General features: G+C 68.1%; 5 protein-coding genes. 4 read left to right on the forward strand and 1 reads right to left on the reverse strand.

Annotation, left to right across the window (positions count from 1 at the left end):
- Positions 1 to 143 precede the first annotated feature (143 nt).
- The 3 genes from BLS81_RS08705 to BLS81_RS08715 all read left to right on the forward strand — a co-directional run bounded on the left by BLS81_RS08705 (position 144) and on the right by BLS81_RS08715 (position 6863).
- On the forward strand, positions 144 to 1073 hold the full coding sequence (locus BLS81_RS08705; RefSeq protein WP_093223146.1) for an ROK family protein: 930 nt from the start codon (positions 144 to 146) through the stop codon (positions 1071 to 1073).
- Positions 1074 to 1191: 118 nt separating this feature from the next.
- Entirely contained in the window at positions 1192 to 4200 is a 3009-nt protein-coding gene (locus tag BLS81_RS08710) for a TonB-dependent receptor plug domain-containing protein (protein ID WP_218123108.1), read from the forward strand.
- 86 nt (positions 4201 to 4286) lie between these two features.
- Positions 4287 to 6863 carry a glycoside hydrolase family 3 C-terminal domain-containing protein gene (locus BLS81_RS08715; protein ID WP_093223708.1) on the forward strand — a complete coding sequence of 859 codons (2577 nt, stop codon included), beginning with the start codon at positions 4287 to 4289 and terminating at the stop codon, positions 6861 to 6863.
- A gap of 16 nt (positions 6864 to 6879) precedes the next feature.
- Here the strand turns inward: BLS81_RS08715 and BLS81_RS08720 are convergent, their stop codons facing one another.
- Complete coding sequence (locus tag BLS81_RS08720; protein WP_093223148.1) at positions 6880 to 9357, reverse strand: glycoside hydrolase family 31 protein; 2478 nt, start codon at positions 9355 to 9357, stop codon at positions 6880 to 6882.
- Between the two features lie 113 nt (positions 9358 to 9470).
- Here BLS81_RS08720 and BLS81_RS08725 point away from each other — a divergent pair, with 113 nt between their 5' ends.
- Complete coding sequence (locus BLS81_RS08725; RefSeq protein ID WP_176787091.1) at positions 9471 to 12944, forward strand: glycosyl hydrolase 2 galactose-binding domain-containing protein; 3474 nt, start codon at positions 9471 to 9473, stop codon at positions 12942 to 12944.
- Positions 12945 to 12946 lie beyond the last annotated feature (2 nt).

The following is a 12946-nucleotide window of genomic DNA, read 5'->3' on the forward strand; positions in this document are numbered from 1 at the left end:
CCATCCTTTCGAGACACTGGCGGTTCGATCGTCATACCTAACCGACCGTCCGCCAAATTAAATAAAAATGATTGTTTAATCTGCCCGCCCGCGTACGAAGCCGCGCGTGACGTAAATCGCAAACGACGGAACAAGGAAGACGGATGAAGCGGATCGCGGGTGTCGAATTGGGCGGCACCAAATGCATCGTCGTGCTCGCGAACGGGGACGACCGGATCGCGGAACAGCATGTGATCCCGACGCTCGATCCCGCGACGACGCTCGCCGCCATAATCGAAACGCTCGATCGCTGGTGGGGTGACGGTCGGTTCGACGCGCTCGGCATCGCGTCATTCGGTCCGCTGGACCTCGACATCAGCTCGCCCGCTTATGGCACCATCACCTCGACGGCCAAGCCCGGGTGGCGTGACACGCCGATCGTCGCGCCGCTGGCGGCGCGCTATGCGGTGCCCGTCGCGTTCGACACCGACGTCAACGGCGCGGCCTTTGCCGAACGGCGCTGGGGCGCCGGGCAGGGGCTCGATGATCTTGCCTATGTCACGGTCGGCACCGGCGTCGGCGTGGGCCTGATCGTCAACGGTCAGGCGACGCGGGGCCTCGGGCATTGCGAGGCGGGGCACATGCGGGTCGCCCGGCTGGCCGGCGATCATTGGCGAGGCGCATGCCCCTATCATGGCGACTGCGTGGAGGGGCTTGCCGCCGGGCCGGCGATCGCGGCGCGTCTCGGGCGTGACGGTGCCTCGGTGCCGGACGACGATCCGGTCTGGGACACGGTCGTCGAGGCGGTGGCGCAGATGCTCCAGGCGCTGGTGTCGATCGCCGGGCCACGACGCATCTTGATCGGCGGCGGCGTCATGGCGTCGCGACCGCTCCTCATCGAACGCATCGAGGCGCGCGTACGGGCCTTGGTCGGGCGCTATCTCGCGCTGCCCGCCGAGCGGTTCGTGCGTTCGCCCGGCCTCGGCGCGGAGGCTGGGCCGCTCGGGCCGATCGCACTCGCGCTGGCAATGGCGGAGCGGGACCGAACCAGCGCGATCGACACGCACGCGTCACCACTCCCCAACTTTAATTAAAAGAAATTGTAAAACTTATCTTGTGAAGGGATTCCGTTTCGGCATAAGAGCGTCGCACGCGGTGATCGAACGCTCACGGAGCCTGAACACGCCGCACGAAAAAACGGGGAGAGTTCTCATGCGGCAGGTGACGACGACGATTTTCCGGGCTGCGCTGGCGGCATCGACGATGCTTGCGACGCCCGCTTTCGCCCAGGTGAGCAGCGCGCCCGGCCCGGTTCAGGGCGGCGAGGCACCGGTCTCCCAGCCCGCACCGGCGACCTTGAGCCCCAGCGCGCCCACGGGAGCGCCGGCACCGCAGGGCGACGTGGTCGTCACCGGCTCGCGCATCACGTCGAGCGGCTTCACCGCGCCCACCCCGACCCAGGTGCTGAACCGCGACGCGATCATCAAGAACGCGCAGCCCAACATCTTCACCACCGTCGCGCAATTGCCCTCGCTTCAGGGCAGCACCGGAACGACCGTCGGCGCGAACGGCACCTCGACCGGCGTGCAGGGGCTGAGCACGCTCAGCCTGCGCGGATTGCAGCCGATCCGCACGCTGACCCTGCTCGATGGCCAGCGCATCGTCGGCGCGAACGTGACCGGTGTCGCCGACGTCAGCCTGTTCCCGCAACTGCTGATCGACCGGGTCGACGTGGTGACAGGCGGCGCTTCCGCGTCGTACGGCTCGGACGCGGTCGGCGGTGTGGTCAACTTCGTGACCAACACGCGCTTTCAGGGGTTCCGCGCCAACGTGCAGGGCGGCATCACCACTTATGGCGACGACGGCAATTACACGTTCCAGGCCGCCGCTGGTAAAGCGCTGCTCAATGATCGCCTGCACCTGATCGGCAGCGCGGAATACAGCCATGAGGACGGGATCGGCAGCGCCGGGTTCGGCGTGGGGTCCGATCCGAACGGTAGCGGCCCGAACGGGCGCAAATGGCTGGTCGCGCGCAACCTCATCAACCGCGGCATCACCAACGACGGGCGGCCGCAATATCTCGACCGCAATTTCACCCAGTCCTACCAGGCCTCGCTCTACGGTCTGATCACGTCGGGGCCGTTGCAGGGCACTGCCTTCGATGCGGCCGGCAATCCCTATCAGTTTCAATACGGCTCGAACGGCGTCCCGCTGAAGAACGCGGCCGGCACGGTGCAGGGCTGTTACAACGGCCTGTGCGAAGGCGGCGATCGCTCCGGCAACGTCACCAACGGCAACAGCCTGCAATCGGCGCTGACCCGCATCAACGGCTATGGCCGGGTCGGTTTCGATATCGATTCCGACAACGAAGTCTATGCGACCGTCAACATCGCCCAGGTGGGGACGAGCAACATCCCGAACCCCGGCTCGGCGCAGTTCGGCAATCTGACGATGCAATGCTCGAACCCGTTCGTGCCCGCGTCGATCCAGGCGGCATGTACGGCGAACGGGATCACCAGCTTCGGCTACGGCGTCGACAACGCGATCTTCCCGGAATTCGTGACGGTGCACACCAACCGCAACCAATACCGCTTCGTCGGCGGCGCGAAGGGGCGTTTCCAGGCGTTCGGCACGAGCTGGCGCTATGACGCCTACGGCGAGCACGGCACCGAAATCACCGACATCCACGTCTACAACATCCCGCTGATGCCGCGTTACAATGCGGCGATCCAGGCGGTGCGCGGCGCCAACGGCGTGATCACCTGCGCCAATCCGGTCGCCGTCGCCAGCGGCTGCGTACCGATCAACATCTTCGGCGGCCAGACGCCGAGCGCCGCCGCGCTCGAATATGTCGAACCCTCCGCCGGCCCGTCGCAGCACACCCGCCAAACGCAGGACGTGGCGAGCTTCTCCGTCAACGGTGATCCGTTGCGGCTGCCGGCCGGCCCGCTGTCGGTGGCGTTCGGCGGCGAATATCGCCACGAATTCTACGAGGTGAAAGGCGACCCCTACGGCAATGGCGTAACCGCGACCAACCAGAACACCAGCGCCTATCCGGCAGACCCGCTGCTCAACCCGCTCGGCAACAATTGGTATGCCGGCAATTATCATGACGGACGCGGCGCCTATACCGTTTACGAAGGCTTCCTGGAACTCAACGCGCCGCTGTTCGACAGCGCGGCGATCGGCAAGGCCAACCTCGACATCGCGGGGCGCGGCACGCACTACAGCACGTCGGGCACGGTCTACACGTGGAAGATCGGCGGCACGTGGACGACGCCGCTCGACGGCATCCGTCTGCGCGCGGTCACATCACGCGACATCCGCGCGCCCAACCTCAGCGAACTCTATGCCGCGCCGGTCACCAGCAACCGCACGGGCACGGTCGATCCGTTCAACAACCGCACCATCACCGTGTTGCAGACGACGGCGGGCAACCCGAACCTGAAGCCGGAAATCGCGCGCAACACCGAAGTCGGCATCGTGCTGTCGCGACCGTCCTGGGCACGCAACCTCAACCTCTCGTTCGATTATTATCGGATCAGCCTGAAGGGCGCGATCGCGGCGCTCGACGCGCAGACGCAGATCAACCTGTGCTATGCGGGCGTCAGCTTCACCTGCGGCACGTTCAACCTGAGCGACCCGAACAACGCCTCGGTCACGGTGCAGTCGTTCAACCTCGCGTCGATCTTCACGGACGGGTTCGACATCGAGGGCAGCTATCAGTTCCCGCTCGATGGCGTGGGCCTGCCGGGCAAGATCTCGTTGCGCGGCCTCGCGACGCACGTGAAGAACTTCGTCACCAATCGCGGCCTGCCGGGTACGATCCCGATCCAAGGCGCCGGCGTCAATCTCGGCGCGGGCGCCACCCCGCGCTGGAAGGTGCTCGCCAGCGAGGATTGGAGCACCGACGATGTGAGCTTCACGCTTCAGCAGCGCTGGTTCAGCGCGGGCGTGCTGGCCAACGAATATGTCGTCTGCTCGACCGATTGCCCGGTCTCGACCGTCAACAACCCGACGATCGACCGCAATCGCCTCGCGGGCGCGCTCTACGTCGATATCAGCGCGTCCTACAAGTTCGCCAAGGGTCTGCAGGCCTATGTCAAGGTCGACAACCTGTTCAACAAGGATGCCGCGACCGTGCCGAGCGACATCACCAACCCCGGCCTGTACGACGTGATCGGCCGCATGTACCGGTTCGGCGTTCGCGCCAACTTCTGATCGGGCCCCCCCCGAACTGGCCCGGCGCGACCTTCCCGGTCGCGCCGGGCTGTCTTTTGTTCAGCGACGTCGATGAGGAAAAGCCGATGTTCCCGATCCTGCTGATCGCCGCCGATGCGCCGTCCGCCGCCACCCCCGCGATCGAACACACGATCCGCACGATGACGATGGAGGAGAAGGCCAAGCAGCTCGGCAGCAGCGCACCCGCTCTGCCCAAGGCTGGCTTGCCGGGCTATGATTATTGGAGCGAGGGGCTGCACGGCCTTGCGCGCAATGGCATCGCCACGGTGTTTCCGCAGGCGATCGGGCTTGCCGCGAGCTGGGACGCGGCGCTGGTGCACCAGATCGGCGACGTCATCTCGACCGAGGCGCGCGCCAAGTACAACGCCTTGCCGCGCGGTGCCGACCGCCGGCGTTTCGCGGGGCTGCATCTGTGGTCGCCGAACGTGAACATCTTCCGCGATCCGCGCTGGGGGCGCGGACAAGAGACGTATGGCGAAGATCCGTACCTGACCGGAACGCTCGGCGTGGCGTTCGTCACCGGCGTCCAGGGTCCGGACGTCGCGCATCCCAAGGCCATCGCTACTCCGAAGCATTTCGCCGCGCATTCGGGGCCGGAGGCGGGGCGCAACAGCTTCGATGTCGATGTGTCGCCGCGCGACATGGCCGAAACCTACACGCCTGCCTTCCGCATGGCGCTGACGCAAGGGCGCGCGCTGTCGACGATGTGCGCCTACAATGCGTTGCACGGCACGCCCGCCTGCGCCTCGACCGCGCTGCTGACCGATCGCGCGCGTGGCGACTGGAAGTTCCGCGGGCTGATCGTGTCCGATTGCGACGCGGTCGGGTACATCACGACTTTCCACAATTATCGTCTCGATATGCCATCGGCGGCGGCGGCGGCGCTGAGCGCCGGGACCGATCTCGATTGCGGCCCGAGCTACGATGCGCTGCCCGTCGCAGTGCGGGATGGGCTGATCCCGGAGACGTCGCTCGATACGTCGCTGCGGCGCGTGTTCGCCTCGCGCGCCGCGCTCGGCATCGCGTTCGGGCAGCGGAGCCCGTGGGATCGCATCGCGCCGAGTGAAAACGATTCGGCCGCCCACCGCGCGCTCGCGCTCAGGGCGGCGGAGGAATCGCTGGTGTTGCTCACCAACCAGGATCGGCTGCCGCTGAAGCCCGGCACGCGGATCGCGGTGATCGGGCCGAACGCGGATTCGCTCGACGTGCTGGAGGCCAATTATCACGGCACCGCCGCGGCGCCGGTGACGCCGCTCGAGGGCATCCGCGCGCGCTTCGGCGCGGAGCGGGTGCGCTATGCGCAAGGTGGCGTGCTGGCGGAGGGCGTTCCCGTGCCGGTGCCCGAGACCGCCCTGTCCGCGAATGGCGCGCCGGGCTTGCGCGGCGAATATTTTCGCGGCACCGACATGGCCGGCGCACCCGTGCTGCGCCGGCAGGATCGCAAGATCGACTTCGACTGGGATCGCGCGCCGCCGGCCGCGGGGCTCGCCGAGGACACGTATGCGGTGCGCTGGACCGGCCAACTGACGCCGCCCGCGCCGGGTCGATATCGCCTGCGGCTCGACGTGCCGCGCTGCTTCGATTGCGATGGGCACGATCCCGCGCGCGTGTGGATCGACGGCAAGCCGCTGATCACCGACGACGGCAGCGATGAGCATGTCGAAGCCGACATCGATTTCATGGACGCGCGCGCCCGCGACATCCGCATCGACTATATCCATCAAAGCGAGGACGGCGGCATCGGCTTACGCTGGGTCGCACCCGGCGCGGCGCAGCAGGCCGAGGCACTCGCCGCGACGCGCGATGCCGACGTGATCGTCGCCTTCGTCGGCCTGTCGCCGACGCTGGAGGGCGAGGCGTTGCGGCTGGACGTGCCCGGCTTCGTGGGTGGGGACCGCACCGCGATCGAACTGCCCGAGCCGCAACGCCGCATGCTGGCGGCGCTTTCGACCACCGGCAAGCCGCTGGTCGTGGTGTATATGACCGGCTCCGCCATCGCCGACCCGTGGAGCAAGCAGAACGCCGACGCGGTGGTGAACGCATGGTATCCCGGCCAGTCGGGCGGGACGGCGATCGCGCGCATGCTCGCGGGCGACGTCAATCCGGGCGGCCGGCTGCCGGTGACATTCTATGCCGCGACCCGCGATATGCCGGCCTATATCGATTACAGCATGAAGAACCGGACGTACCGTTTCTTCACCGGCGCGCCGCTCTATCCGTTCGGTCACGGGTTGAGCTACACCCGCTTCGCCTACGCGCCGGTCTCCCCCGCGGCGGTGAGCATCGCCGCCGGCGAGCCGCTCGTCACCAGCGTGCGGGTGGAGAATGCCGGCAATATGTCGGGCGACGAGGTCGTCCAGGCGTATCTCGTACCGACGGCGGCCCCCGAGAAGGGGCGGACAACCCCTGAATTGCAGCGTCAGCTCGTCGGCTTCGCGCGCGTCTCGCTGAAGCCGGGCGAGCGGCGTACGGTGCGCCTGACGATCGATCCGCGCAGCCTCAGCCTGGTCGAACACGACGGCACGCGCGCGATCGTCCCGGGCGGATATCGCCTGTTCGTGGCGGGCGGCCAGCCCGGCGACGCCGCCGGTGTGTGGAGCGACATCACGATCACGGGCGCGCGCACCGTTCTGCCGAACTGAGCGCGCGCCACCCCGCTCATGCGCCGGGGGCGATGGTGAAATCGGCCGCGCCGCGCGGGTCGGCGATCTCGAAGCGGACGGTCTCGGTTGCCGGATCGGCGGTCGCGATGATCCGCTTGCCCGCGCCGGTTACCCGCGCGCCGCCATGCCAACCGTGAACGACGACCGCGACCCGCCGCCACCACGGCCGATACGCACCGTCACGCGCATCGAAGCTCAGGCGTAGTCCCGCCGGCCCCTGCGCGCAGCGCAGGTGCTGGCGCAGGAAGCCGCGGCGTGTGAACGCCATCGAGTGGCCATCGTCGGCGTACAGCTCGCCGGTGCAGTCGGCGCCGGGATAGACATGCAGTTCGAGCGGGCCGGCGGGCGTTTCCGACAAGCTTTGCACGAGCGGCTGGCGCGGCAGGATGGTGCCCGCGCGCACGAACACCGGCAAGGAGTCGAGCCGGGGCGTTTGCATCAGCAGCGTCGCATCGCCGTCCCGCGTATCGGTGGAGGGCCAGCCGGTGACACGCCGCCCGCTCCACAGATCGAACCAGCCGCCGGCGGGGAGGCACACGTCATAGGCTTGCGGCGACTCCATCTTGGCGGGGGGCGCCACCAGCAGCGATCGGCCGACGGTGAACGTCATCGCCTGGTCGCAGCTTCGCGCGGTCAGCAGCCCCGGATAATCGTAAAATACCGGCCGCATGATCGGGTCGCCGGTGCGGGCGTTCGCATCCGCCAGCGCGTAGAAATACGGCATCAGCCGGTAGCGTTCCTCGACGAAGCGGCGCCGGATCGCGAGATGTTCGGGGCCATCGACCCACGGTTCGGTGCGCGGCTTGCCCTTGTCGCTATGGTCGCGGAAGATCGGCGTGAACGCGCCGATCTCGAACCAGCGGGTCAGCAGATCGGCGCTCGGCCCGCCGGTGAAGCCGCCGACATCGGCGCCCGCATATGCGAACCCCGACAGGCCGAGGTTGATGAGCTGATGGACCGACAGCCGCAGATGATCCCAGGTCGAGCTGTTGTCGCCGGTCCACGTCACCGCGTAGCGCTGGCCGCCGGCATAGCTCGCCCGCGTCATCACGAACGGGCGTTCGTCGGGACGGAGCGCGCGCAGGCCCTCGAAGGTCGCGCGGGTGTTCTGCATGCCGAATATGTTGTGAATCTCGGCATGCGTCGCGTCGCGCGGCGCGAAATCGTCGCTGGCCACGCGGTGCAGCGTATCGAGCGGCATCGTCTTGGTCGGCGTGTCGAACACCGCCGGTTCGTTCATGTCGTTCCAGAAGCCGGCGATGCCGTCGGCCGCGAACGGCCGGTACAGCCCGCCCCACCAGTCGCGTGCGCGCTTGTCGGTGAAATCGGGGAAGACGGCCGGGCCGGGCCATACCGGGCCGACGAAGGTCGTCCCGTCGGGATTGCGGACGAAGTGCTTGCCGGCGACGCCGCTGTCATATGGCGCATATCCCTCGCCCGGCGCGGCGGCGATATGAAGATCGGTGATCGCCACCAGCTTGATGCCTTCGCCGCCGAGATCGCGCGTGAGGCCGGCGAGATCGGGGAAGGTCTGGCGATTGACCGTGAAGGGACGGTTGCGGTCCTGGAAATCGATGTCGAGCCACATCGCGTCGGTCGGCACATGCTCCGATCGCAGCCGTGCGGCGACCTGCCGGACCTCGTCGGCGGTCATGTAGCCGAAGCGCGATTGCTGATAGCCGAACGACCAGCGCGGCGGCAGCGGCGCGCGGCCGGTAAGATCGGTGTAGCGGCGCACCACCTCGGCGGTGGAAGGGCCGGCGATCAGGTAATAGTCGATCGGGCCGTCGGGTGCGCCCATCGTGATACGGTCGGGATCGACATGGCCGAAATCGAAGAAGGCGCGGTAGCTGTTGTCGAGCAGCATGCCATAGCTTCCGCCGGGGCCGCCCGCGCCGATGAAGAACGGAATCGACTTGTAGATCGGATCGCGCGTGCTGGAGAAGGCGACATCGGTATTCCAGTCGACATAGGTCTGGCCGCGCCGGTCGAGATCGGCACCGGTCTTGTCGCCGAGCGCGAAGATATGCTCGCTTTGCGGCAGCTCCTTGCGCAGCGTGAAGGCTGTGCCCGCGATCGAGACCGGATCGATTGCGTCGGCGGAGATGATCCCGCCGGCGAGGTCGGCGACGATCAGCCGCCCGCCCGCGACACGCACGCTGAGCTGTCGGGTGGTGAAGCCGTCCGCGCGCGGCGTGACCGCGACGCTGTGGCGGCGAACGTCGGATGGGACCGCCCAGCTCGCATCTTCCGGCAGGGTGCCGGTAGGGGCGATGCGGACGCGCAAGATCTGGTCCGTCAGCGCGGTTACCCGCCACAGCACCGCCCCATCGCGCACGACGATGCCGTCGCGGGCGGCGGCGATCACAGGCGCGGCGGCGATGCCCGCGTGCCGCTGGGGCGCCGCGACCGCGACGTTCGCGGACAAGACGGCGAGGGACGCTATCCCGAACACCGTGCGATATCGAAGCATTGGGCCTCTCCTGCTCGATTAAATAAATTCATCTAATCAAGTCTTGCGGGGGCATGTCAACCTGGGGCACACATCGCGAGGCGGCGGACACCGTCCGACAGAAGGGGAGGCTCATGAGCACGTCCAGGATCAAAGCCTATGCGGCGTGCCTGATCGCGAGCGGGGTGAGCGCGCAACTCGCCGCGCAGCAGATCGAATGGCCGTCCTCGCGCATCGCTCACCCCAAGCAGGCGACGATCGGCCCGTACAACGCGGTGTTCCTTGCAGGCTCCGATGAGGTGCGGCATCTCGCGCAAGGCTACGTGGCTGGCGAGGCGCTGCCCGCGACCTCGCAATGGACGCTGCGCATGTGGATCAAGCCGACGCGGGACGCCGACGGGCGTATCGTGCTGGCGGCGATCGGCGCGCCGGACAGCGCGGCCGGCCGGCAGTTCGCGCTCGACGACGGCCGCCCGGCGTTCGAACTGGGCGGTGTGCGGATCAGCGCCACGGCCAGGATCGCGGCGGGTCGCTGGCATCTGCTCGTCGCGAGCGCGGACGGCGCGGCGGTGCGCTTCTTCGTCGATGGCCGGCTTGTTGGCACACGCGGCATCCAACCACCGCCCGCAGAGGCCGTGGTGGTGATGGGACCGCGTCTCCCCGGCCGGCCCGGCTTCGCGGGCCATATCGCGGGGCTTACGCTGGAGCCGGTCTCACGCACCGGCGCCGAGATCGCGGCGCTGGGCAAAATCGCTCCCGACGACGCCTTGACGCGGTTCGAAGATGCCAGCCCGTCGTGGCCGCTTCAGGTAAAGACGCAATATGGCCTCGCCGCGCCGCAACCCGCGTGGGAACTGCCGGTCGCGAAGGCGCCGCCCGCGCGCGGGGTGGCGAAGCCCGCGTCGAGCGCGCCGGCGCTCGAAGCTCTGGGTGACGGGCGCTATACCGTCAACGGCTGGCGCCTGATCGACGCGCCGCACGCGGTGGGCGACGGCGCCGCGATCTCACGGCCGGGCTTCGACGCGCGCCAATGGTATGTGGCGACGGTGCCCGGCACCGTGCTCACGACGTTGGTCGATCGCGGCGTCTATCCCGACCCGACGATCGGCCTCAACAACATGGCGATCCCGGAAAGCCTGTCGCGGCAGGCATATTGGTATCGCACCGAATTCACGCTGCCGCCGGGGCCCGCGAAGCGGCTGACGCTGACCTTCAACGGCGTCAACTACGCGGCGCAGGTCTGGGTCAACGGCGTGCCCGTCGGCGACGTCACGGGCGCGTTCATCCGGGGTCGGTTCGACGTGACCGACCGGCTACGGCCCGGCGAGCGCAACAGCATCGCGGTGCGCGTGTCGCCGCCGCCGCACCCCGGCATCGCGCACGAACAGTCGCTCGCCGGCGGACGCGGCGACAATGGCGGCGCGATGATGAGCGATGGCCCGACCTTCGGCGCGAGCGAGGGATGGGACTGGATACCGGGCGTGCGCGACCGCAACACCGGATTGTGGCAGGGCGTCGAACTCGCCGCGACCGGAGTGGTGACACTCGGAGACCTGGCGATCGCCACCCGACTGCCGCGCGCCGACAATGCGGTCGCGGAGGTTTCGATCACCGTGCCGGTCACCAACCACGGGTCGGCGCCGACGCAGGCGACGGTACGTGCGGCCTTCGACGACGTGGCGGTCGAGCGTACGCTCACCGTCGCCGCCGGGGCGACCGAGACGGTGCGGTTCGTACCCGGCGAGTTCCCGCAACTGAGCGTCGCGCACCCCCGGCTGTGGTGGCCCAACGGCTATGGCGACCCGGCCCTGCACCGCCTGCACCTGAGCGCCACGGCGGACCACGCCCCGTCCGACCGCCGCAGCCTCGACTTCGGCATGCGCAGCGTGACCTACGAACTCGCATCGCTCGACAAGGACGGGGCACTGCGGCGGGTGCTGGTCGATTCGGCGCGTGCGCGCGACCTCGGCACGCCGGTGATCGACGAGCGGCACGCGGCGTTGCGCAAGGTGCGCGGCGGCTGGGCGGATTCGCTGATGCCGGGCGCGGAGACCTCGCCCGCGATCCAGACGCTGCCCGACGATCCGCTCGGCACGCAATTGGTGCTGCGCGTGAACGGCGTGCGGATTGCCGCGCGCGGCGGCAATTGGGGCATGGACGACATGCTCAAGCGCGTCGCGCCGGACCGGCTCGATCCATATTTCCGCCTCCACCGCGAGGCCGGCATGAACATCATCCGCAACTGGATGGGGCAGAGCACCGAGGAGGCGTTCTACGCGCTCGCCGATCGCTACGGGTTGATGGTGCTCAACGATTTTTGGGAATCGACCCAGGACGGCGACGCCGAGGCGCAGGACGTGCCCTTGTTCGTCGCCAACGCGCGCGACGTGGTGCGGCGCTACCGCACGCATCCGTCGATCGTTCTGTGGTTCGGCCGCAACGAAGGCGTGCCGCAACCGGCGCTGCAAACGGCGTTGCAGGACATGGTGTGGCAGGAGGATGGAACGCGCCTCTACAAGGGCAATTCGCGGATCATCAACCTCGCCGGATCGGGCCCTTACGAATGGCATCCGCCCGAGGACTATTTCACCAAATATCCGCGCGGCTTCGCGGTCGAGGTCGGCACCGCGAGCTTCCCGACGCTCGAATCGTGGCGGCGCACCGTCCCCGCCGCCGATCGCTGGCCGATCAGCGACACCTGGGTCTATCACGACTGGCATCAGGAGCGGGGCGTCTCGATGGCGAGCTTCATGCGCGCGCTGGAGACCGAATTCGGAGCGCCGCGCGATCTCGCCGATTTCGAGCGTAAGGCGCAGATGCTCAACTACGAATCGTACCGCGCGATCTTCGAGGGATTCGCCGCCGGTTTGTGGACGACCAACAGCGCGCGGATGCTGTGGATGACGCATCCGGCGTGGCCGTCGGCCGACTTCCAGATATATTCTTCCGATTACGATACCCATGCCGCTTTCTACGGCACCAAGAAGGGCGCCGAGCCGGTCCACGTCCAGATGAACCAGCCCGATCGGCGGGTGACGATGGTCAATACCACGCGTGACGGGCTGAGCGGCGTGAAGGTCGTCGCGCGGGTGACCGATCTCGCCGGCGCGGCGGTTCTGTCGCGCGACGCGACCGTCGATCTGCCGGCGAACCGGACGGTGCCAGCGTTCGCGCTGCCGATCGAAGCCGCGCTGACGAAGGGGCCGGTGCTGATCCGGCTCGAAGCGTTCACACGCGACGGCACGACGCTGTCGTCGAATTTCTATTGGCAGTCCGCGCGGCCGGCGGATCTGAAGGCGCTCGCGTCGATGCCGCAGGCGACGCTGCGGGCGTCGGTTCATGACGAGACCGGTGCGGAGGGCGAACGCGCGGTGCGCGTCGATCTCGTCAACGCCGGGCCGACGCCCGCGTTGCAGGCCAAGCTCACGCTGTTCGACGCGAAGGGCGAGCAAATCCTGCCCGCCTATTTCAGCGACAATTATGTCTCGTTGCTGCCTGGCGAGAGCCAGCGCGTCACCGTGCGGTATCCGCGGCTGCGCGGCCCCGCGACGGTGCGGCTGCGCGGCTGGAACCTCGCCGATACGATGGTGGCGGGCGCCGGCACCTGAGC

Source organism: Sphingomonas sp. NFR15, from assembly GCF_900103265.1.
GTDB classification, from domain to species: domain Bacteria; phylum Pseudomonadota; class Alphaproteobacteria; order Sphingomonadales; family Sphingomonadaceae; genus Sphingomonas; species Sphingomonas pollutisoli.